The organism is Promicromonospora iranensis (assembly GCF_028994775.1).
GTDB lineage: Bacteria > Actinomycetota > Actinomycetes > Actinomycetales > Cellulomonadaceae > Promicromonospora > Promicromonospora iranensis_A.
Window position 1 is genome coordinate 111,225 of record NZ_JAJQMN010000003.1, and the last position, 21,943, is coordinate 133,167.

General features: G+C 69.1%; 16 protein-coding genes and 2 pseudogenes. 8 read left to right on the forward strand and 10 right to left on the reverse strand.

The features are described from left to right. Positions 1 to 142: 142 nt before the first annotated feature. Both LUU90_RS05920 and LUU90_RS05925 read left to right on the forward strand, forming a co-directional pair. On the forward strand, positions 143 to 1,384 hold the full coding sequence (locus LUU90_RS05920) for a hypothetical protein (protein WP_275002402.1): 1,242 nt from the start codon (positions 143 to 145) through the stop codon (positions 1,382 to 1,384). A 5-nt stretch (positions 1,385 to 1,389) separates the two neighbouring features. After that, the gene (locus LUU90_RS05925; RefSeq protein WP_275002403.1) at positions 1,390 to 2,301 is read left to right on the forward strand and encodes a TQO small subunit DoxD; all 912 of its coding nucleotides are present in this window, start codon (positions 1,390 to 1,392) and stop codon (positions 2,299 to 2,301) included. A 19-nt stretch (positions 2,302 to 2,320) separates the two neighbouring features. Here LUU90_RS05925 and LUU90_RS05930 read toward each other — a convergent pair whose 3' ends face one another. After that, a complete protein-coding gene (locus LUU90_RS05930) occupies positions 2,321 to 2,986 on the reverse strand; it encodes a response regulator (RefSeq protein WP_275002404.1) in 666 nt (221 codons plus the stop codon). Between the two features lie 276 nt (positions 2,987 to 3,262). On the opposite strand from LUU90_RS05930, the gene LUU90_RS05935 reads away from it, so the two are divergent. Genes LUU90_RS05935 through LUU90_RS05945 form a run of 3 tightly spaced genes read left to right on the forward strand, consistent with a single transcriptional unit; the run spans position 3,263 to position 7,300 of the window. Beyond that, positions 3,263 to 5,458 carry an MMPL family transporter gene (locus LUU90_RS05935; RefSeq protein ID WP_275002406.1) on the forward strand — a complete coding sequence of 732 codons (2,196 nt, stop codon included), beginning with the start codon at positions 3,263 to 3,265 and terminating at the stop codon, positions 5,456 to 5,458. Between the two features lie 22 nt (positions 5,459 to 5,480). Next, positions 5,481 to 6,638, forward strand: a complete 1,158-nt coding sequence (locus LUU90_RS05940) for a sensor histidine kinase (RefSeq protein ID WP_275002407.1) — start codon at positions 5,481 to 5,483, stop codon at positions 6,636 to 6,638. Then, positions 6,638 to 7,300, forward strand: coding sequence for a response regulator transcription factor (locus LUU90_RS05945; RefSeq protein WP_275002408.1), 663 nt, complete (start codon positions 6,638 to 6,640; stop codon positions 7,298 to 7,300). The genes LUU90_RS05940 and LUU90_RS05945 overlap by 1 nt, the downstream gene beginning before the upstream one ends. On the opposite strand, the gene LUU90_RS05950 is transcribed toward LUU90_RS05945, so the two are convergent. Beyond that, positions 7,273 to 8,541, reverse strand: a complete 1,269-nt coding sequence (locus LUU90_RS05950) for an MFS transporter (protein WP_275002409.1) — start codon at positions 8,539 to 8,541, stop codon at positions 7,273 to 7,275. The two genes, LUU90_RS05945 and LUU90_RS05950, sit on opposite strands and share 28 nt — an antisense overlap. Positions 8,542 to 8,684: 143 nt before the next feature. Here LUU90_RS05950 and LUU90_RS05955 point away from each other — a divergent pair, with 143 nt between their 5' ends. After that, positions 8,685 to 9,482 carry a hypothetical protein gene (locus LUU90_RS05955; RefSeq protein WP_275002410.1) on the forward strand — a complete coding sequence of 266 codons (798 nt, stop codon included), beginning with the start codon at positions 8,685 to 8,687 and terminating at the stop codon, positions 9,480 to 9,482. A gap of 282 nt (positions 9,483 to 9,764) precedes the next feature. Here the strand turns inward: LUU90_RS05955 and LUU90_RS26470 are convergent, their stop codons facing one another. The 7 genes and pseudogenes from LUU90_RS26470 to LUU90_RS05980 all read right to left on the reverse strand — a co-directional run bounded on the left by LUU90_RS26470 (position 9,765) and on the right by LUU90_RS05980 (position 19,792). Continuing rightward, positions 9,765 to 12,134 carry a carbohydrate-binding protein gene (locus tag LUU90_RS26470; RefSeq protein WP_425596208.1) on the reverse strand — a complete coding sequence of 790 codons (2,370 nt, stop codon included), beginning with the start codon at positions 12,132 to 12,134 and terminating at the stop codon, positions 9,765 to 9,767. A 3-nt stretch (positions 12,135 to 12,137) separates the two neighbouring features. Continuing rightward, positions 12,138 to 13,628, reverse strand: a pseudogene (locus LUU90_RS26475) (glycoside hydrolase domain-containing protein); the annotation flags it as partial. Continuing rightward, positions 13,629 to 14,462, reverse strand: a pseudogene (locus tag LUU90_RS26480) (hypothetical protein); the annotation flags it as partial. Positions 14,463 to 14,490: 28 nt separating this feature from the next. Then, positions 14,491 to 15,522, reverse strand: coding sequence for a WxL protein peptidoglycan domain-containing protein (locus LUU90_RS05965; protein ID WP_275002412.1), 1,032 nt, complete (start codon positions 15,520 to 15,522; stop codon positions 14,491 to 14,493). 104 nt (positions 15,523 to 15,626) lie between these two features. Next, a complete protein-coding gene (locus tag LUU90_RS05970; RefSeq protein WP_275002413.1) occupies positions 15,627 to 16,238 on the reverse strand; it encodes a hypothetical protein in 612 nt (203 codons plus the stop codon). Between the two features lie 70 nt (positions 16,239 to 16,308). Next, the gene (locus LUU90_RS05975; RefSeq protein WP_275002414.1) at positions 16,309 to 19,038 is read right to left on the reverse strand and encodes a fibronectin type III domain-containing protein; all 2,730 of its coding nucleotides are present in this window, start codon (positions 19,036 to 19,038) and stop codon (positions 16,309 to 16,311) included. A 184-nt stretch (positions 19,039 to 19,222) separates the two neighbouring features. Then, entirely contained in the window at positions 19,223 to 19,792 is a 570-nt protein-coding gene (locus tag LUU90_RS05980) for a hypothetical protein (protein WP_275002415.1), read from the reverse strand. A gap of 148 nt (positions 19,793 to 19,940) precedes the next feature. Between LUU90_RS05980 and cutA the strand changes: the two genes are divergently transcribed. Further along, a complete protein-coding gene (gene cutA, locus LUU90_RS05985; RefSeq protein ID WP_275002416.1) occupies positions 19,941 to 20,135 on the forward strand; it encodes a divalent cation tolerance protein CutA in 195 nt (64 codons plus the stop codon). 50 nt (positions 20,136 to 20,185) lie between these two features. Here cutA and LUU90_RS05990 read toward each other — a convergent pair whose 3' ends face one another. Continuing rightward, complete coding sequence (locus LUU90_RS05990) at positions 20,186 to 20,803, reverse strand: hypothetical protein (RefSeq protein WP_275002417.1); 618 nt, start codon at positions 20,801 to 20,803, stop codon at positions 20,186 to 20,188. 102 nt (positions 20,804 to 20,905) lie between these two features. Here LUU90_RS05990 and LUU90_RS05995 point away from each other — a divergent pair, with 102 nt between their 5' ends. Beyond that, on the forward strand, positions 20,906 to 21,652 hold the full coding sequence (locus LUU90_RS05995) for a DUF2625 family protein (protein ID WP_275002418.1): 747 nt from the start codon (positions 20,906 to 20,908) through the stop codon (positions 21,650 to 21,652). Positions 21,653 to 21,943 lie beyond the last annotated feature (291 nt).

The window sequence follows — 21,943 nt, forward strand, 5'->3', positions numbered from 1 at the left end:
CAGCCCCGACGTCGCGCCGCAGGACAGCGCCGCCGGACAAGGGACGGCTCCGGAGAGAAGTACCGTAGTACCACTTTCCTCCGCCAAAGATGACGACCGTAGTACGACGAAGTGGGACGGAATCGGCCCTAGCGTTCAGGCCATGACGAGACCTGAGAGTCCACTACTGCGGAGGTTCGGGGCGGCCGCCATGGCGCTGGCGACGGTGTTCGCTGTCGCCGCCTGCGGGCCGTCCGCCGACAACGCTGCTGACAACCCTGCGGCGCCCGCCGCGTCCGGCTCGCACAGCGCGCACGCGGGCGCGTCATCGGCTCCACCGCAGCCCCTGCGCGACGGTGAGCGGTTCGTCGACCTGAAGATGCCCGAGGCCTACACGCCCGCGCCGCCGGAGGGCGCCGTGGACGAGTACCGGTGCCAGGTGCTCGATCCGGGCCTGACCGAGGAGGCGTTCCTGACCGGAACCCAGGTCATGCCGGACAACGTCGCCATCGCGCACCACGGCATCGTGTACGCGGTGCAGCCGGACGACGCCGCCGCGGTGCGCGAGCACGACGCGAAGACTCCCGGCCTCGGCTGGCAGTGTTTCGGCGGGACCGGCGTGGAGGGCGCCGACGTGGAGGACGACGACGAGGAGAGCACCGACCCGGGCGCGGCGTGGGTCGACACCTGGGCACCCGGCGCCGCGGAGACGCTGCTCGACCAGGACGCCGGCTTCAAGCTGGAGCCGGGCAGCCTGATCGTCTTCCAGATGCACTACAACCTGCTCGCGACCGACGGCAAGGCGGCCGGGTCCGACCGCTCGGCGGTGCGGCTGCGACTGACGGACGGCACACCGCAGACCCGGGAGCTCGAGACCTGGTCGCTCGGCGCGCCGACCGACCTGCCCTGCACCGCCGACGAGTCGGGTCCGCTCTGTGACCGGGCGGCCTCGATCGCCGACGTGACGAAGCGGTTCGGGTCGGAGGTCGGCGAGTTCGCGGACGAGCAGGTGGAGGAGTGCAACAAGAGCGGCGTGCCAGAGCCCGGTGACACCCAGTCCTGCGACCACGAGGTGGAGGAGCCGGTGACGGTCTTCGCCGGTTTCGGTCACATGCACATGCTCGGGCGGTCCCTGAAGGTCGAGCTCAACCCGGGTACGCCGAAGGCCAAGGTCCTGCTGGACGTGCCGCAGTTCGACTTCGACAACCAGCGGATGGTGAAGCCGCCGTCGCCGGTGGAGGCCGGTCCGGGGGACACGCTGCGGGTGACGTGTACGCACGACGCGGGGCTGCGCGAACAGCTGCCCCAGCTGAGCAAGCTGCCGCCGCGCTACGTGGTGTGGGGCGACGGCACCGGTGACGAGATGTGCATCGGCATCATGACGGTCTCCCCCCGTACGTCGTGACCGAGATGTCTCCCTGGGCACTCCTGCCGCTCCGTGTCTTCCTCGGCGGCACGTTCCTCTACGCGGGCCTGTCCAAGATCCTCGACTCCCACTACCTGGACCACACCTCACCCCTCGGCGTCCACGCGCAGATGCTGAACGCCGCGACGACCTCGCCGATCGGCGCGCTGGTGTCGTTCACGGCCGAACACCCGACCGTCACCGGCCTGGTCATCGCCTTCGGCGAGGTCGCCGTCGGGCTGGGTACTCTGCTCGGGCTGTTCACCCGTGTCGCCGCACTCGGCGGGTTTCTCCTCGCGCTGAGCTTCTTCCTCACCGTCAGCTGGACGACCCGCCCCTACTACCTCGGCGCCGACATCGTCTTCGCAGCAGCCTGGACACCGCTGCTGATCGCCGGCGACGCAGGCCCGTTCTCCACGACGGACCGCCTGCGCGCCGCAATACGTCGTCGTCGCCAAACGAACCCCACCCCAGAGCAAGGGAACGGCGCCGAACGACGCACCTTGCTCTGGGGCGGCCTGATCGCCGCGACGACCGCTGCCCTCGGCGGTGCCGTCGTCGCTCTGACCCGCCGCACCACCACCGACCCGAAAGCGAGCCCGCCAACAGCCCCAGGAACGGCCTCCCCGACAGTGATCGCTGCGGTCGCCTCCGTCGCCGTCGGTTCGTCGACGCGCTTCACCACACCGAACGGTTCCGCCGCCTACCTGCTGCGCCCCTCGACCGACACCTTCCTGGCTTTCCTCGCCGCCTGCACACACCAGGGCTGCCCCATCACGCCCACAGGCTCCGGCTTCCGCTGCCCATGCCACAGCTCCACCTTCGACGGCGACGGCCAGGTCACCGGCGGGCCGGCGACAAAACCCCTGACCAACGTGCCGGTGCAGGTCATCGACGGGCAGGTCACCACCGCATGACCCCTAGCAGCCCCGAGCGTCAGATCGGCCGGGTGAGCCTCAGGTCGTAGGCGAGGATGACCGCCTGGACCCGGTCTCGTGCGCCGATCTTGGCGAGGACCCGCCCGACGTGGGTCTTCACCGTCGATTCGGACAGCGTGAACCGCTGCGCGATCTCGCCGTTGGTGAGGCCCTGGCCGATGGCGACGAGGATCTCGCGCTCGCGCCTGGTGAGGAAACGCAGCCGAAGATCCTCCCGCACGGGCCCGCAGAGGTCATCACCGAGCCGGTCGGCGAACTCGTCGAGCAGCCGCCGGGTCAGCGCCGGCGCGATCACCGCGTCCCCGGCGGCGACGGCCCGGATCCCGGCGAGCAGCTCCTCCGGGCGGGTGTCCTTCAGCAGGAAACCGCTCGCCCCGGCCCGCAGCGCGGCGAGCGCGTACCGGTCCACGTCGAACGTCGTCAGCACCAGGATCCGCGAGCGCCCACCGGCGGCGGCGATGCGCCGGGTGGCCTCGATCCCGTCCACGCCCGGCACGCGGATGTCCATCAGCACGACGTCGGGATACAGCTCGGTAGTCCGTCGAACGGCCTCGGCGCCGTTCTCGGCCTCGCCGACGATCTCGGTGTCGGGGGTGCTCTCCAGCAGCATGCGAAGCCCGAAGCGCTGCAGCGGCTGGGCGGCCACCACGAGCACAGAGATCATGACTGGCTGCCTTTCATGGTTCGGCCGTTCGTGGTTCGGCCGTGCCGGGGAGGCCGAGGCCCGCGTCGCAGGGCGGTGCCTACTTCCTACCGAGCGAATCTGAGACGACTGTTAGAAGGGCGCTCACCCGACAGGGGCGTCGGCCGCGGCAGGACACCTGCCGTACGGCAATCTCCGTATCCGGGGCCTGCATCTGCACGACGACCCGGACGCAGGAGATCGAGAGGCTGAGGCCATCATCCGAATCGAGAGCTGGAGTGGTCTCCCATGGCAGGCATGCTGAGTCGTCTTGGTCGTTTTTCTTATCGCCGCAGGTGGCTGGTCGTGGTGGCGTGGCTGCTGGCGCTCGGCGGGGCGGTGACGTTCGCCGTCACCTCGCAGGGCCCGGTCAACACCCGGGCGACGATCCCGGGGATCGAGTCGCAGGAGGCGTTCGACCTCATCGAGGAGCGCTTCCCCGACGCCGCGACCGACGGCGCGTCGGCGACGATCGTGTTCGTCGCACCCGCCGGTGAGGACCTCGCGTCCGCGGAGAACGCGCAGGTCGTGGACGAGACGCTGGCTTCGTTGGCCGACAACCCGCAGGTCTTGCGGGTGACGCCGCCCTCCCCAGGCGGAAGCACCAGCGCCGACGGCACGACAGGATTTGCGTCGGTGTCGTACGAGGTGCCGTCGTCCGAGGTGACGGAGGCATCGCGCACGGCACTGGCCGACGCGGTCGAGGAAGCGCGCGACGCCGGGCTGACGGCGGAGATGTCAGGATCGGCGCTCAAGACGAGCACCCAGATGAGCGTCATGGAGCTGGCCGGCGTCGGGATCGCCGCCGTCGTGCTCGTGATGACCTTCGGCTCGCTGCTGGCAGCGGGACTTCCCCTCCTCACGGCGCTCATCGGCGTCGCCATCTCCTTCCTCGGCGTCTGGGCCGTGGCCGGCCCCCTGGGGATGACCATCACGACCGGCATGCTCGCGCTCATGCTGGGGCTGGCAGTCGGGATCGACTACGCGATGTTCGTCGTGTCGCGATTCCGGGAGGAACGCCATGGACCTGACGACGGCTTCGAGGCGACGGGCCGCGCGGTGGGGACGGCGGGCTCGGCCGTGGCCTTCGCCGGGGCGACCGTGGTGATCGCACTGGCCGGACTGTCGGTGGTGGGCATCCCGTCGCTGATGAAGATGGGCCTGGCCGCCGCGGGTGCGGTGGTGATCGCGGTCCTGGTGGCGCTGACCCTTGTTCCCGCGCTGCTGGCGTTCGCGCCGAACCGGGTACTGTCACGTGCCCAGCGTCGCGGCGACTTCCAGCTGCCGTCCCGCCGTCCGGTGGCGCGGCCGTGGATGCGGACCGTGCTGCGTCGCCCGCTCCTGATCACCTTGGCGGGTGTGAGCCTCCTCGCCGCGGTCGCCGTTCCGGCGCTGTCGCTCCAGCTCGGCACCCCCGGAGACGCGTCGTTGCCGGTCACGGAGACCCAGCGCCGCGCGTACGACCTCCGGGCCGAGGCATTCGGTCCCGGGTTCAACGGTCCGCTGACCGTCGTCGTCGACGCGCGGGACGCAGCCGATCCGGAGGCCGCGGTGGCGAAGGTCGCCGACAGCATCAGCTCGACGGGCGGCATCGTGTCGGTCTCGCAGGCCAGCTTCAACGAACGCGGCGACACGGCGATCCTCAGCGCGGTGCCCTCGACGAGCCCGACCGACGAGCGCACCGAGGATCTCGTCGACGAGCTGCGCGCCGCCCGGCCGGATCTCGAGGCCACCGAAGACGTGACCTACGAGATCACCGGGACCACCGCGCTGGACATCGACATGGCACAGAAGACGCAGTCCGCGCTCGTGCCCTATGTGGCGATCGTCATCGGCCTCGCCGTGCTGCTCCTGATGATCGTGTTCCGCTCCGTCTGGATTCCCGTCACGGCGGCACTCGGCTTCCTGCTCTCCCTCTTCGCCGCGCTGGGCGTGATCGTCGCGGTGTTCCAGTGGGGCTGGGCGGCCGACCTCCTCGGCGTCGAGCAGACCGGCCCGGTCATGAGCCTGATGCCGATCCTTCTCGTGGGCATCGTGTTCGGGCTGGCGATGGACTACCAGGTGTTCCTGGTGTCGCGGATGCGCGAGGCGCACGTGCACGGCCGGCCCGCGCGGGAGGCCATCGTCACCGGGTTCGAGCGGAGCTCGAAGGTGGTCGTCGCCGCGGCGGTGATCATGATCGCGGTGTTCGGCGGATTCGCCACGGCGCACGAACCGTTGATCAAGATGGTGGGACTCGGGCTGGCGTGCGCGGTGTTCTTCGACGCCTTCGTCGTACGCCTCACGCTGGTGCCGGCCATCCTGCAGCTGCTCGGCGAGCGGGCCTGGTGGCTGCCCCGATGGCTCGATCGCGTGCTGCCGCGGGTCGACGTCGAGGGCGAGTCGCTGCAGGAGGAGCCGGCGGACGCACCGCACGAGCAGCGGGATCTCACCGATGCGGCAGGCACACGGTGACCATCCGGGTAGTGTCCGCGGAATGAACGTGTTGGCGGCGCTGGTGGCGTTCGTCTTCGCTGCCCTCGGTGCGAGCGTGAGCACCGAGGGCATCTTCCGGCCGGACGCCCTGCTCCCTGGGGCGCTGCTGAGCCTGTTGGCGAGCGCGGCTCTGCTCGTCTCCGAACGCTTTCCGAGGGCGGCGGCCGTCGTTGCGATCCTCAGCGGGGCCGCGGCCTGCGCGCTCGGGTACCTCCCGACGCCGTTGCTGCTGGCGCCGCTGATCGGATGCCTGTATCGCCTCACGGTCCATCGCGGCACCACTGCCGCCGGCTGGTGGACGGGAGTCGCGGTGGTGGCCGTGTCCCTGGCCGCGGCCACGGCCGACGTGCAGCCGACGGCAGGGGCAGTCCTCCTGCGCACGGTCGGCGTAGCCCTGTGGCTGCTGCCGGCGGTCTTCGCCGGCCGGCTCGCCCACGCGCAGCGGGCATACCTGCGGGTCGTCCAGGCGCGTGCCGAGGACGCCGAACGCAGCCGGGACGAGGAGGTGGGACGTCGGTTGGACGAGGAGCGCCTGCGCATCGCTCGTGACCTCCACGATGTCGTCGCACATCATCTCGCCGTGGCCAACGCACAGGCCGGGACGGCCGCGCACCTGCTGGGGAAGAAGCGACCCGAGCAGGTAGCCGAGCTCCTGAAGGGGCTCAGCGAGTCCACGTCGGCCGCTCTGAGGGAGCTCAAGGCGACCGTCGGGCTGCTGCGCCGTCCTGGCGACGACTCCTCCGAGGCGGCACTGCCGGCACCCGGGCTCGACCAGCTGCCCGATCTCATCGAGGCGTGCCGAGTAGCAGGGATGGAGGTCCGCGTCGTCGAGGTCGGGACGCCGCGGCCGCTGCCGGCGCTGGTGGAGCTCACCGCGTTCCGTGTCATCCAGGAAGCCCTGACCAACGCGACGAAACACGGCGACCGGCCGGCGGTCACCGTCACCCTGACGTACGACGACGACACTTTCTCGGCGCACGTGGTCAACCCGTCCACCGGTTCGGCTCGAGCCGAACCGGGCGGGTACGGCCTGATCGGCATGCGTGAACGCGCGCTCGCCGTAGGCGGCTCTGTCGCTGCCGGTCCCGACGACGAAGACCAGTACGCGGTCGCGCTCTCGATCCCGCTGACCCGCTGGCAGGAAAGCCCCGTGTCCTAATGATCCGCATTCTCCTCGCCGACGACCAGGCTCTGCTGCGTTCGACCTTCCGCATGCTCATCGACTCCTGCGACGACATGACCGTCGTTGCTGAGGCCGCCAACGGCGAGGAAGCAGCCGAGCTCACCGAGGCACACCGGCCCGACCTGGTCCTGATGGACATCCGGATGCCGGTGGTGGACGGGCTGGTGGCGACGCAGCGCATCTGCGCAACGCCCGAGCTCGCCCACACGCGGGTTCTGATCCTGACGACGTTCGAGACGGACGAGTACGTGGCCCGCGCCCTGGAAGCGGGGGCGAGCGGGTTTCTCGGCAAGGACGTCACGGCGGATGCGCTCCTCGCCGGAATCCGTACCGTGGTCGGCGGCGAGGCGCTCCTGTCGCCGGCGGCCACACGCGCGCTGATCGGCCGGTACCTCTCCGGAACCGGCACCACGGGCGAGTCCCCCACCGGATCGCTCGGGAGCCTGACCGACCGGGAACGCGAGCTGACCGCGCTCGCCGCTCACGGCCTGTCGAACCAGGAGATCGCCGAGCGGCTGTTCGTGAGTCCTCTGACGGTTCGAACGCATATTCACCGGGCCATGATGAAGGTCGGCGCGCGTGACCGCGCCCAGCTGGTCGTCGCCGCCTATCAGCAAGGGTTGGTCCGTGTGCGGTGAGCGGTGGCAGCCTCCGCAGCCACCAGAGCCAGCTCGTCCTCCCACGCGCGGAACATCCGGATCCGACTGGCGCACATCACTGCGGCGACCGCGAACATTCCGCCGGCGACCGCGAAGGGGATCAGGAACCCGACGCCCGACGCGAGAAGCCCTCCCAGAGCTGCGCCCACTCCTAGGCCGGTCAGGCTGAGAAGGCGACTCATCGATCCCACACGTCCCATCATCGCGGCGGGCGTGGCCTTCTGACGCACAGAAGCAGCCATCACGTTCCACACGACGGCGTGCGCGATGTACGCCGCGAGAGCGACCGCCACGACCACGACATTCGTCGTCAGGGAGATCACGATGAAGGAGATGGCGCCCACGCCGAGCGCCGCGACGATGGTCCAGCCGTACCCGAGCCGACGGCGTAGGCGAGCTGCGACGAAGGCGCCCAAGAGGCCGCCGAGCGCGGAGAAGGAGAGCAGGAAACCGTATCCGGCCGGACTCAGCCCGAGCTCCTTGGTGGCATAGAGGGCGAGGTAGGAGAACGGGATCATGTAGGCGACGCACGCCAGCGCCCCGACGATCACGAGCAGCCGCACGAGACCATGGCGCCACGTCCAGACGGCACCCTCCCGGATCGACGAGAGTGTGCCGTGCGAGGCTGCCGTTCGGTCGGCAAGCGGGACGGTGTACGAACCCCGCAGGCGCCAGTAGGCGAGGCCTGCCACGAGGAATGCCACAGCGGTGAGCGCCGATGGCGCGAAGGCTGCCGCCGCGAAGAGAAGGCCGCCCAGAGGAGGGCCGACGAACTCGTCGACCACGGTCTGCGTGCCAGCGATCTGGGAGTTCGCCCGGTCAAGGCCGTGTGGCTCGACCGCCTGCGGTAGGACCGCGGACGCGGCACTGTCAGAAAGGGTCTCGATGACCCCCATGACGGCGTACACGACGTACAAGGCAACGAGCGGCGCAGCGTCGATCATGACGAGGACAGCGAGAAGCGCGAACACGGCGGCGCGGGAGAAGTTCGCCAAGAACAGCAGTCGCCGCCTGTCGTACCGATCGATGAGCACACCGATGCCGAGTACCGACAGCACGCGCGGCGCGGAGTGGGCGATCGCCAGCCCGGAGACAGCTAGCGGGTTGTCCGTGAGCGTCACCGCCAGCAAGGGAATAGCGATGAATGTGATGCCGTCGGCAAGGTTCGACGAGGCATTGCCGAACCAGATCCTGCGGTAGTCGGCCCCCCATGAGGTCACGGCACGTCCTCCATGAGTTCTCGGGGCTTCGCTAGGTGCTCCTGCTCGGTCAGGCCCTGCTGGTTCTCAGTACGCCTGACGCCTCGTTCGCTGGAGAAGACGCGCCAGCCGTCGGACTCCTGGACGAGACAATACGTGTCACCGTGAGAAACTCCCCCGTGCGCTACGTGACCGTGCAGTCGTCCAACGGCGGAACGATGACCGACATCCGCCCCTATCTCGAGTGGCTCGGCGCGCATGCCGACGAGCTGCCTCCCGGCGCCCGAGCCTTCGCGCTCGACCCGGAGCACTACGACTTCTCCCACACGTGGTGCCCGCGCAGCGCGTCGTTCGACACGATGTCCGTGCAGTTCACCGACGACGGTGTAGAAGTCATCCTGGTCCTGGCGGCGTGGGGCGGCGCTCCACCGGAGTTTGTCCTGCGGTACCGCGGTGTATCCCACGTCGAGTCCGACGGCGACCATGGCGGCTACCCGCGTTCGGGACTGCTCGTCGACGAGTTGCTACCCCACCCGGACGGCGTGATTCACGAGCTGGAGTTCACCGGCGGCACCATCACCGTCGTCGCACGCGACCTGACGGCCGGCTGGCGCGGAGAAGCTGGTCCGGAGAGCCCGCGCGATCCACGCGATGAAGTGAGACCGAGCGGGCCTCCCGTTGACCTGCACGATGCAGACCACGCGCCCGTTGCCGATGTCGAGATCCCGTCCGGGACCGTCGTGGACTGCACGGTGATGTGCCATCACCCGTTCGGCATGGGCGTCTGGGTCGCGGATCATGGCCAGTTCGGGCACGTGGACGTCCCCGCGATCCGAGACGGGAAGATCCGCGGCGTCGAGGACTTCCCGACGATCGGTACGCGGGTCCGAGCGGTGGCGCGCGGGTACAGCGGATCAAGGCAGCTCCGCCTGTCGACAAGACCGTCGGACCTTCCGGGTTGACCGAGCGTGGCAAGGCGTTGCTGCGGCAGATCGCTCAGGCGGTGCCGACACCGTGAATGTCGACCACGAGTGGCCTTGACTTCGCGGAGCGCCGTCCTCCGGGAATGAGCACATCAAACCTGCTGCCGGAGGAAGCTGCGGGCGGATGATCGCGATCAGATGCCCGATTCCACCCGCGCGCCCTCAGCACAACGAACTCGTCGCGTTCGAACATGGATCAGAAGATGACGTTGACTGCCTGGACCCATGCCGGACCCACCGTCTCGAGCGCGCCGCGGATACTCAGCCCGCTGCCGGATAAGAGACGGTCTTGTCGCCTGTGACCGTCTCCCCACCGACCACCCCGGTGACGGTCACGTTCACCTCACCGGCCGGGATCGATGCCTGGCGCGAGTTCATCGACACGTTTGCCGACGCTCCCGGCTGCACCGCGGCGAACGACCTCGAGCCATAGGGCGTCTCGACCTCCAGGTCGAGTGGCGCACCCGCACCGTTCGTCACTGCGACGGACACGTACTGCTTCCCCGCCAGGGTGCGCGTCGTGGCAGACACCGATACCTGCCGGATCGCCCTCCATTCGAGCTGACCTGCGGCGACGTCGAGCACGCGCTGCGCCTCGTCGGCCTCGTCCTGCGTCGTCCGATCAGCCGCGGCGATCTGCTTCGCCTCGTCGAGTGCGGCGCGGAAGACGGCGAAGTCGATGGAGACGTACCGGTCCTCGCGGGCGAGCAGCGGTTCGGCGTCGTCGATGGCCGTGTTCAGGCCCGCGAGGTCGACCTCGGGGGCCTCCTGTGGTTCCGGGCCGAACTCGAACCACTGCAGGTTCGCGACGTAGTTGAACTCCTGACCCGAGACGGCGTCTGCTCGCATGACGACGATCACCGTGTGGGTGCCCGAGACCGGCTCGTCGAGCTCCGCGGTCGTCTCCACGTAGTTGGCCCACCCACCGGTCTTCGGCAGCGCGACGGTGCCGACTCTCGTCGCCTCGCTCACCTCGTCGAGGTAGAACTCGAGCCGGCGGTTGTCGCCCACGCGGTCGTCGCGGGTGGACGCGCTGACCGTGACCTGCGTGAGGGGGTCCGGGCCGAGATCCCGGCCGTCGTAGGTCAGCCGGCCACCGTCCCAGGTTCCGCCGACGTTGCCGGCGGGCGGCTCACCGCCCTCCTTCTTCAGGCCGTTGCCGTTGTCGGCGTCATAGGTCTCGGCTTCGATCCGCACCGGTTCGGCCGTCTCGGGGCCGTCCTTGGCCGTCTTGATGAACTGGGCCCAGTCCAGGTTCGCGACCCACGAGTTCGGCTGCGACGGGTCGGGCGTACCGCCGAAGACGAGGTAGATCCGGTTCGATCCGTCGAGCGCCTCGGGGTCGTCGACCGTCGCCTCTGCGGTGACGTAGTCGTCCCACCCGTCGGTGGTCTCCAGATCGACCCGGGCGGCGACGGGACCGTCCACAGCGCCGACGCGTACCTCGACAAACTCGTCCGTGGCGCTGTCATCGGGGTGGTTCGCGTAGCGCAGTTTGACCCGCTGAGGGAGCTTCCCCCCGAAGTCGATGCCGTCGTACGCGATCCAGGAACCGACCTGGACGCCGCCGATGTGGCCGCTCCCAGGGCTCAGCCTTCCGCCGGACGAGTCGTCGAACTCCTCCGCCTGGAGCACCCGGTAGGGCGTCCCCGTGATCTGGAGAACGTCCGCCGTCCTCGTCAGCCGGTCGAGCGACGCCCGCAGGTCGTCGTCCGAAGCCGACTCGTTGGCGAGAGTCTCCGTCGCGCCGTCGCGGGCCTTCTCGAACGCGGAGAACGACGCCGAGGAGTACGCCCCGCGGACGACGAGCTCGGCCTCGACCAGCAGCGCGCCCAGCCTCTCGCGCCACCGCTGGTCCCGTTCGATCGTGACGGTCGCCAGGCCCGAGATCCCGTCGCCGCGGACGCTCGCCGCCGCCGCTGAGTCGAAGGCCGCGTCGGTGAAGTCCAGGCCGAAGGTCGCGCGCTGCGCGTCCCCGAGCGAACCGGTCAGCCGGAGCGTCGCCCGGTGCGCGTCGTCCAGGATCGCCGTCGCCACCACACCCTCGGGCAGACCAGGAAGCGCCAGGGCACCGTCTGCGACGAGATCCCGCCCCTTCGCCTCCGCGAAACGTGCGCCGCGCAGCGTGAGCGCCGCGGAGACGTCGACCTCACCGTCCGCCGCCGCCTTGAGTCGCGTCGGGTCCAGGCTCAGGGTCGCGTCCTCGAAGTCCACCCGGAACGCGAACTCGCGGGTGCCTGTCGAGGGCGCGCGCGTGAAGGCCTTGTCGGAGATCGCCACCGTGAGGTCGTCGATGCTGTCGAGCGCCCCGGAGTGCTCCGCCGAACCCTCGAGCGACAGCCTCACCCGGCGGTCTCCCGTGCGCTCCGCGACGAACGTCAACCCTGCGGGCACGTTGTCGGCGGTGATGGCCTCCGCGAGGCTGTCGCCGTCGGCACCCGCGAACGTGCCGTTCGCAAGTCTCAGGTCGATGCTGTTGCCGATGGTCCCGTCACCGGCCCGCGCCTCGGTGAACGTCCGCGACGACACCGAGACGGCGCTGATCGGGTCGTAGACCGAGCTCGGCAGCTCGTCGCTCAGCGACGACGCCGCCACCGCGTCGGAGGCCCAGTCCGAGGGCTCCTCCCCCATCCGGAAGTCCAGCTCACCCCCGGCGGTGAGCTGGTCGTACGTCAGCCAGGTGCGGTCGAACGCCTCGCCGTTCAGGCGTGCCGACTGGATGTAGTAGGCCTCGGGCGACACCCCGTCCGCGGAGATGTCGAAGGTCCGGCCGGAGGGATAGTTGATCCGCACGTTCTCGAAGAACGGCGTGCCGATCTGATACTCGTCGGATCCGGCGGCCACGGGGAACAGCCCCAGCGCGGCCGCGACGAAGGTGGACGACATCGTTCCGGTGTCGTTGTCCATCGTGGGCAGGAAGCCCTGCGGATCGTTCTTGAACACCTTCGTCTTCACCGGCGGGGTGAACTCCCCACCGCCCGACGGCGCCTCGTGGGTACCGCCGGTCGCGATGTACCGGTTCCACGTCTCCTTGGTGTAGATGCTCCGCACCCAGTGCTGGGTCCGCGCAGGGGCGCCGACGTAGTTGAACAGGTACGGCGCCTGCAGGTCGATCTCGTTCGCGTTGGCGTGCAGCATGCGCTTGCCGTCATCGGGCGCCTGCTCGCCGAACATGAAGCTGAGCGCCTTCCGCGTGGTCTCCTCGCCGCCCATCTTGTCGATGAGCCCGCCCATGTCGGCCGCGGCGTACCAGTGGTACTGCCACAGCGTGCCCTGGTAGAGGTTCGCGGCTTCGAACCGCTCGGGATCCGCGTCGACCCAGGCGCCGTTCGCGTCCTTGGGGAAGATCAGTCCGGTCTTGGTGCCGTCGGCCAGGGTGACGGAGCTCGGCTTGAACAGGTTCGTCCAGTTGGCGGCGCGCAGGCGGTAGCGCTGCGCCTCGTCCGTCTTCCCGAGCGAGTCGGCGATCGTCGCCATGGCCCAGTCGTCGTAGGAGGTGCCGAGCGTGTCGTCGACCTCGTTCGCGATGTAGCCGCGACGAGCGTTCCCCTCGTCGGCGTAGCCGCCCTGCGACTGCGAGACGAGGGCGGGCCATGCCTGGGCGAGACCCCGCAGCTGTGCGCCCTTGGCGATCGCGTCGGCGACGACGATCGCGGCGCGCTCGAACCGCACGGTGGGCACGGAGTGGGTGACGCTCGACAGGGATCCCTTGCCGGTGCTCGCGAACGATCCGTAGAGATCGACGACCGACTGCGCCATGTCGCGGAACACCTCGGGGTATCCGATCGCGAGGATCTCGTACTTGCGGAAGTCGTCCCAGAACCCCCAGCCGTCATAGTGCGTGTAGCCGTCGGTCTGGTGCACCTCGCCGTCGAGGCCGCGGTACGTGCCGCTCGTGCTCGTCGCGTTCACCGGCGTCCCGAACATGCGGTACAGGTGCGTGTAGAACAGCGTCTGCAGCTCGCCGTCCGGATCACTCGTCCCGGATGCCGTCACGGCGAGCCTGCCGAGGATCTCGTTCCACGCGGCCCGCGTCTCCTCGCGTACCTGCTCGAAGGAGCGGTCCCCCATCTCGGCGGCCAGGTCGATCTTCGCCTGCTCGACGCTGATGGGAGAGATGGCCACCCTGAGCCCGACCTGCTGGCCCGCATCCACCTCGAAGTCGAGGATCGCGCCGATGTCGGTGCCGTCGCGCTGCGGCTGCTCGGCGAGGTCACCGGAGCCACCCCAGGTGCGCACACCCGCCGCCGGTGCCGTCGTCTCCACGTAGTAGTGCATCCGGTAGTCGTAGCCGTTGAAATGGCCGGTGAAGTCGCCGGAGAGCGCGACGCGTCCGTCGTCCAGCGTCTCGTAGCCGAGCGTGGCGCCCCTGCGGCTCGTGAAGTTGTGCCGCAGGTCGACGACGAGGGAGGCGGTCCCCGCCTCGGGAAAGGTGAAGCGGTCCTGTCCCGTGCGCACGTCGGTGGTCGCCTCGGCGCGGATCGCGCCGGCGTCGGTCGCGAGGTCGACGGCGTAGTACCCCGGCTCGGCCTCTTCGTCCGCGTGGCTGTAGTCCTTCGCGTACGTGCCGGTACCCGGACGACTCGTGTACTGCTGATACGTCGGCACGACGAGGAGGTCGCCGCCGCCGCCCGAGCCGCCGACGCCGTTGAGGTTGGTGTGCGTGAAGCCCGAGATCTGGTCCTCGGCGTAGTCGTAACCCGAGTGCGAGCGGCCCGGAGCCGTCATCGGGTTGATCTTGACGATCGAGGTCGGCGCTTCCGCGCCGACGAGGTCCTGGCCGAAGTCGTCCTCGGTCGAGACGAAGGGGTTGACGAGACCGGCGTAGTCGGTCTCGTCCGCCACCGCTGCGGCGGCGGGTGTTTCGGTACCCGGGGAGACGCTGGACAGGCCGGCTCCGATCAGCGCGACGGCCGCGACCGCGGCGGTCAGACGAAGAGAACGAGATGCGAGGGACATGACCAGTCTTTCTCCGGAACGGGTGGTGTCAGCTGTGGTGTGGGACGGCACCGGCGAGCGCCTCTTCGCGAGCCTCTTCGCGCGCCTGCGCGACCAGCTCCGCGGTCCGTCGCTGCTCGCGACGACGACGCCAGACGCTCCAGGTCGTCAGCAGCGCCGCCACGATCAGGACGAGGAGCTGCGGCCAGGGCATGGCGAGCACTGTGGTCTGCGCGCTGCCGCGCTCGGCGTCGTCGAACGAGAGCTCGTCGGAGAGGGGGAGGGGCTGCGCCACCACGGTGACGTCGTAGGCGACGAGTGGCCAGGCGTCCGGGAAGCGGACGGTCCCGTGCCGCGTCTCCCCCGGCGCGATCTCGACGATCTCTTCGCCACGCAGGGTGAGCTCCCCGAGGCCGAACGGGCCGGACAGGGAGATCTCGGGCCGGGCGTTCAGGCGGGTGTTCCCCGTGTTCTCGAGCTCGTACGCGACGTCGATCGCGCCCGCCTCGAAGGGGTTCGGATCGCCCGTGTAGGACGCCGACGCCGTGAGGCCGAGCGATGGTTCGAGCTCGCCCAGCACGCGCGTCATCACGCGGAACCCCACCCGCGACTCGACCGCGACCTCGCCTCCGCCCGTCGAGCGCACGCTCGCGGCGACGCCCGCGGCGTGGTCGCCCGGTTCGGCGTCGTCGGGAACGGCCACCGTGAACGGCACGACCTCGGCTGCGCCCGCGGGGACGGTCACGCTCTCCGGCAGCTCGATCCACGTGCCGGCCGCGACCGACTCCTGGTCGGAGGGCAGCATGTTGAAGCGGCCCGTGTCGGTGAAGTATCCGTCGGCGGAGGTCAGCCGGAACTCCACCGGGTCGTCGCTGTGGTTGATGACGGCCATGTGCTCGGTGCGCGACTGGCCCGGATCCGCCGCCCACTCGACCCAGGCGCGACCGTCCTCGCCGTTCTCGTCGCCCGGGCGCACCGACCACGTCACGACGTCGTCCACTGCGGCGCGGGCAGGCGTCGCCACCAGCGCCGAGGCGGCGACGAGCGTCAGGACGGCGAGCGGGACGAGCGGGTTCTTCACGGGACGGGCTCCTGGGATCGGGGCGGGGCGACGAGAGCTGGGGCGACGAGCGCCGGGCGGGGAGCCGGAGGCGTGCTCCGGTCACCCCGCCCGACGCGACGACGTCACTCGAACAGCGACAGGGTGATCGTCGAGGAGTAGCTTCCGGCTGCCACGTCCGCCGGGACCGCGAGCTTGAGGTCCGCGACCGCGCTGAACCTGCCGCCCCCGGCGTTGGCATCGGCCGACTCAGCGAGGTACAGCAGCTCCTGGTCGGCCAGACCAGGCGCCGACGGAGCCACGTCGCCGCCGACCTCGACGAAGGGCTCGCCCTCCCCCTCGCCCGCGACGAGCTGCGGCGACCAGCCGAGGTGGCTCGCCTCGATCGTGTTCTCGCCCGGCGCGTCGTGGAAGTCGCTCGCGGTGCCCATCACGTACCAGAAGGCGCCGTCCGGGACGTCTTCCGGCGCACGGGTGTCGGTCACCGTGACCTTCGGCAGCGTGCCCGTGAAGACGCGCTCCAGATCGGTCGACTCGCCCTCCGTGAGGGCGGTCGAGTCGCTCTCGACCGTCATCGCGAGCGATCCCGGGCCCGTGAGCGGCTCGATCTCGACGTCGACGTCGACGCTCTTGGTGTCCTTCTCGTCGTCGGCCATGGCCGCCGAGCCCGCCGATGCCAGCAGGGCGGCGCCGAAGGCGATCGCGCTGCCGCGCAGCATGAGGGAGTTCTTGTTCACGTCGTTCTCTCCTAGTTCAGGTTCACGCGCGAGGCCGCACGGCGTCACGCGTTGATTCAGGGGCGATGGCTCAGCCGGCGGCCGGGTAGGAAGCGGTCTTCGAGGTCGTCACCGTCTCGCCGCCGACCCGTCCCGTGACGGTGACCGTCACGTCGCCGGCCGGGATCGCCGTCGCGCGCGAGCTCATCGCCACGCTCGCCGACTTCCCGGGCTGCACCGCGGCGAACGACTTGGCTCCGTATGCCGTCTCCACCACGACATCCACCGGGGCGTCCTCGTTGTTCGTCACGACCGTCGACACGTGCTGCGTGCCCCCGAGCGTGCGCGTCGACACGTCCACCGACACGTCCAGCTCCGTCGTCGCGTCCGCCTTGGCGAGCACGACCTCGTCCACGACGCTGTTCACCGGAGCGATGACGCCGTTGGCCTGGCTGCGCAGGGTGCGCACCGTGAGAGTCTTGTCAGTGACCTCGATCGCCGAGTAGTTGCGCACCTTCTCCTGGTTGATCACCGAGGCGAACCACGCTTCGGGAGCGCGGGTGTCGTAGTACTTCGAGCCGCTGGACGAGTTCGCCGTGACGTACAGCGCCTCGCCGTCCTCGGCCTCGACGCGTTCCTGGCCGGCGACCTCGGTCGGGTCGGCGAGCTGGCCGTCCTTGATCAGGTAGCTGCGCGTGTAGTTGTGGTCGTGCCCCATCAGCACCATGTCGAAGCCCAGCTCCGAGATCTTCGCCGGCATGTTGTTGCGCCGGTCGATGATGTCGCCGTCATTCGTGTGCGACGCGACCGAGTAGATCGAGTGGTGGAAGGCGAGCACCTTCCACCTCGCCTTGTCGCCCTGCTCCGCGATGACCTTCTCCATGAACGCGTTGTGGGAGTCGAAGTCGCGGCTGTTGGAGTTGATGTTGAGGAACAGCACGTCCTTGTAGAGGAACCAGTAGTCGCCGCCCGACGACGTGCCGTTGGACGCCCCACCAGATTCCAGGTCCTCGTTCGGCACGTTGAAGTGCTGCTCGTACGCCTTCGATCCGACGTCGTGGTTGCCGTTGGTCACGGCGAGCGGGACGCTCCGGACCTGCTCCGGCTTCAGGAAGGTGTCGTACTGGGCCTCGCTCGAGGCGGCCTCGACCTGGTCGCCCGCCGAGAACAGCATCTCGGCGTCCGGATAGGTCTGCGTCGCGACGTTCAGCGTGTCGATCCAGCCGGCTTCGTCGCGCGCGAGGTTCCCGGAGGCGCCCACCTGGGGATCACCGAAGAACAGGAAGGAGAAGTCGCCAGAGAAGTCCTGCGTGCGGAAGGTGTGGACGTCGGACCAGCCGGTCGCCTCGCTGCCGACGCGGTAGGCGTACTCGGTGTTCTCCTCGAGGCGGTCGAACGTGGCGTCGCGGAAGAACTCACCGCTCGTGGTCCCACCGCTCCTCGTCACCTCGACCGTGCGAGCCGATGCGGGGAAGACGCCGTCGACGACGTCCGCGGCCTCAGCGAGCTGCGCGACCTGCGGCACGTCGACGTTCGAGTACCAGGTGAGGTTGCGCTCGGCCTGGGTGGCGCCGACGTGCAGGGCGATGTCAGCGATCTCCGGTGCGGGGGCCGGGCCCGTCGGGGCCAGCGACGTCAGATCGAAGTAGATGTCGCTGCTGGTCTCGCGGTCCTGGTAGAGCGCGACGGCGATGGTGTTCCCGCCGGCCTTGAGCGCATCCACCGGGATCGTGAACGTGCTGGTCAGTGGGTTGCCGTTGCTCGCGCCGGCATAGGTCAGGTTCTGGTTCGCGGCCTCGTCCACGCGGTCGTCCACGAATCCGGCGACCTTCTCACCGTTGACGTAGACGCGTGCGGCGTCGTCGTAGGTGACCTTCCCCTGGAGCGACTCGACCTGCGCGAGCTGCGCGGCCGAGATCTCGAACTCGTTGCGGAAGTGATAGGTCGGCACGGTGTTCGGCGAGCCGGCCAGCGTGTACTGCAGCAGCGTGTTCGCGACGAAGCCGCCGCCGAGATCCGCGGCGCCTCGCTTCGAACCGAAGGGCCCGACGGCTTCCTTCCACGCGGCGTCGTCGAAGTCGGCCGTCGTCCAGGACAGCGAGCCGTCACCGGACGGGTCCGTACCGTCGTCCGAGTACTTCCAGGCGTCGGCCGTCGTGAGGAACGTCTCGGGCAGCGACTCGGGGCCGAACTCGAGGAAGTCGATGTTGCCGACGTAGTTCGGGTAGCTTCCGCTCTCGCCCGGCTTCGGGTCGACATGCATGACCACGATCACCTTGTGCTCGCCGGAGACCTCCGTCAGCAGGTCCGCCGTCGTCTGGCCGTACGAGGACCAGTCGCTGCCCGTCGCCTCCAGCGCCACGGTCGCGACCTTGTTCTCGGCGCTCTTCTCGTCGAGGTAGACGTCGATCGACGGGCTCACGCCGCTGCGGCTCTCGTTGACGACGTAGCGCACCGTGAGCGAGGACAGCGGAGTGGTGCCGAGGTCGACGTCGTCGAACCAGATCTCGGCGCCGTCGTAGGTGTTCTTCACACGCGATCCGCCCGAGGCACCGCCGTCCGGTTCGACGCCGGTGTTCATCACCCGGCCGTTGATCACGTCGCCGTTGTTGCTCCCCGTGTACGTCTCGGCCTCGATGCGGACCGGCGTCACGCCGGCCTCCGCAGACGACGCTGTGGAGGTCTCGTCGGCCGCCGTGGCGGGGAGAGAGGCGGCGAATACTCCCGCCACCAGCGAGACGAGGGCGAGGCCCGCGAGCCCACGCCGTCCGCTCCTGTGCTTACGCGAATCGCCGACCGGAGTCGGCGACGCTGTGGTCATCTGCAAGAGGTCACACGCCAATCTTGAGTTCCGTGCAGGGGTGAGAGCGCATCCATGCCGCCCGACTCGTCACCTTCCTCGCCCCATATGGCCCGATCGAGGCGATTCGATGAACAACAGGTGCCACACAGGGGAAGGATGGCGATCGCCGTCTTGCGCGATGTCGACGTACCCGGTTCGATACTCAGCCGAGATGGAGGACGACGCCGGTGGTGCCGTCCTGGATGCTCGCCAAACCCGCTTCGAGCGCATCCTCGCCGCGGTCCTCGGTGATGCTGGTATCGGTGAGCTCTCCGTCAGAGCCGGCTGCGGATCCGCGAGAGGTCGCACCGTCCCAGACCACGGCGGTGACGTTGCCGGTCGGCTCGGCCAGCTGCGCGCCGACGACGAGGAACTGCAGGTCGAGCAGCTGCGCGCTCTCGAAGCTGAACACGTCCACAACGCCGTCCCCGAGACCGACGATCAGGTCCGGCCGTGCGTCGAGAGCTCGATCGAGCGCCGCACCGACCGGGTCCTCACCCTTCTCGTCGGCGGGAAACTCACGCAGGTCCGCGCCGCTCGCGGAGGCCACTTCCCTTGCGGCCGACAGCAAGGCCATGGAGGGCGCCGAGGCATCGGGAATGATCGCAGCGATCCGGTACCCGTCCAGACCGGAGAGGGATGCGGGCGGCGTCGCCTCGATCGTGCGCCCCGGCTCGGGCACGATCTCGGAGGCAGCATCCGTCGGGGCAGGCACCACGTCTTCCTCGCTCACCGAACATCCCGACATCAGCGCGCCCAAGACCACGAGCATCACAACGCCACATCTGGTTCGCCCACGCATCACCGCGAAGTGAAGCCCAGCGCGATGATGCGCCGGTAGCCACCAGGTGTCCGGCGGGCGAACGCGCTCGCCCGCTCGGGTGCACGTCTCCCAGCGCGCTTCGCTCGCGCCGGGGCGCGTCACGTTCAAGGCCACCGCCGCCCTCGCTGACCGGCTCACCGAGTACATCGTGCGGGAGCACTCCTACGACGTTCCCGAGGTTCTGGTGACGCCCGTGATCGGCGGACACCAGAAGTACCTGGAGTGGGTGCGGGACGAGACGCAGCAGGAGTGATCATGCGGGTGTCGAGCCGAGATGCGCAGGTTGCGCCGGCTTCGCGCGGCCTACATGACCAGGTGGTCCTGCGGCCTCTCCCCCAACGTGCTCAGAGCGTCAGCGAAGTCGGACTGTCTGCTCATGGGGAACCACGCTAGCTTTCGCAGGTCGCAGGGTCGGATCGCCACGCGCTGATCGCCGTCGGAGACCTCGAGGTCGTAGACGCCCGAGCCCGTGATCCCACCAGACCTGACCAGCCTGACGCCTCCCGGAGTGCGCCGCACCGTCCACCGCGGACTGGTGTCGCCATAGCCCCACACCTCGACGCTATCGCGCAGAACCACAAGAATCACTGCCGACTTCGCTGACACGTAGGCAAGCGGGATCTGGCCGAGTACGAGTGGCCAGCCTGGCCGTAACCGCTCCACCTGTCGGACCATCCGTGCGCACTGCCTGCGCCCTATGAGCACCGTCGGCAGGAGCAGGACGTAGATGAGCAGGACGACGATCGCGATGGTCGCAAGCACGCCCAGCGCCGCACCTGGGCCGTTCGCGATCCAGGTGGTAACAACGGCTGGGAGCACAGCAAAGGCCACGACGGCAGCCGCGAGTCCGATCCAGAGCTTGGGGATCCAACGACGTTCTGCGACCAGGTCGATCGGCGAAGGGCCTCGGTCGCTCGTCATGGGCGCCATTTATAGCAGCGCCGAGGTAGCTACTCGGGCTGTGCGTCGCCGGGTGGAGCCAGCAGGTCAGGAGGGCGGGGCTACGGGGCTACGATCCAGCCTGTGCGACTGTTCGAGAACCTGACCGCCACGCAAGAACCAGCCTGGCCAGAGTTACAACGCCTCTTCAGGGAGGCGTCGGTGACCGTCGAGGTTCTCGCGCCTGACGAGGCGACCTGCCGTCGTACGCTCGAACAGCTCCAGGTCACGACCAAGTCATACCTGGGCGCCGTCGTCGTCCACAGCGGCGGGCTCCTGATCGACAACGGTTGGTTGCGCGTCTACGGAAGCCCGTCCTTGGGCGACCCTGCCCGGCTGCCCAGCCTGGCAGCGGTGAACGACTTCCCATCGGCACCCCAGGACACGTGGTCCCCGGCGCATGGGCTCGTCGTCGCCCACGACGTCCTCGGCGGTACCTACGTCCTCAACGGGCACGACCCTGAAGCCGTCGCACGACCAGGAAGACCGGGCGAGATGATCTATCTCGCTCCCGACACGCTCCAGTGGGAGCGGCTAGAGGCAGGGCACGCCGCCTGGCTCGCCTGGGTGCTCGACGGCGGCCTGACCGATTTCACGGACGGGCTGCGGTGGGACGGATGGGACGCTGAGACCCACAGTCTGAGTGGCTACCGGGGCCTGAACTTCTTCCCGCCGCTCTGGACCAAGGAAGCTCACGAAGACCTCGGCGCCACCAGCCGCGCTGCCGTACCCATGGCCGAACTGGTCGGACTTGCTCGATCGACTGCGGACCAGATCGATGGTGCCGATCTCGGACCACTCGGAACGTTCGACGATCGCGCGTCCGGGTGAGCACCATGCGAAGAGTCAGCGATCCAAGCGCGGTCCTGGCATAGATACCCGCAGGGTCCGAGGTTCCGAACCTCGTTCTTGGAGCGCCGCGCGCTTCCAGGTGCGGTAACCCCACAAAAACGATGTCTCACCACAATTGGTTGACGGCCGTGCTCTGATCCTGCAATCTGTGAGAGCGCTCTCACCGATGTTGCTTGTCAAGGAGCGGCGCGATGTGAAATTTCGCAAGTCCTTCATCACCCTCGACGACGCGGGAACGAGACGAGCGAAGCACCCCATGGTGGGCGGCTC

Excerpts from the sequence above, each read along its gene's own strand:
- LUU90_RS05925 (WP_275002403.1), top strand. The coding sequence starts at position 1,390 with ATGTCTCCCTGGGCACTCCTGCCGCTCCGTGTCTTCCTCGGCGGCACG.
- LUU90_RS05990 (WP_275002417.1), bottom strand. The coding sequence starts at position 20,803 with ATGACGAGCGACCGAGGCCCTTCGCCGATCGACCTGGTCGCAGAACGT.
- LUU90_RS05975 (WP_275002414.1), bottom strand. The coding sequence starts at position 19,038 with ATGACCACAGCGTCGCCGACTCCGGTCGGCGATTCGCGTAAGCACAGG.
- LUU90_RS05920 (WP_275002402.1), top strand. The coding sequence starts at position 143 with ATGACGAGACCTGAGAGTCCACTACTGCGGAGGTTCGGGGCGGCCGCC.
- LUU90_RS05935 (WP_275002406.1), top strand. The coding sequence starts at position 3,263 with ATGCTGAGTCGTCTTGGTCGTTTTTCTTATCGCCGCAGGTGGCTGGTC.
- LUU90_RS05940 (WP_275002407.1), top strand. The coding sequence starts at position 5,481 with ATGAACGTGTTGGCGGCGCTGGTGGCGTTCGTCTTCGCTGCCCTCGGT.
- LUU90_RS05930 (WP_275002404.1), bottom strand. The coding sequence starts at position 2,986 with ATGATCTCTGTGCTCGTGGTGGCCGCCCAGCCGCTGCAGCGCTTCGGG.
- LUU90_RS26470 (WP_425596208.1), bottom strand. The coding sequence starts at position 12,134 with ATGGGGGAGGAGCCCTCGGACTGGGCCTCCGACGCGGTGGCGGCGTCG.
- LUU90_RS05945 (WP_275002408.1), top strand. The coding sequence starts at position 6,638 with ATGATCCGCATTCTCCTCGCCGACGACCAGGCTCTGCTGCGTTCGACC.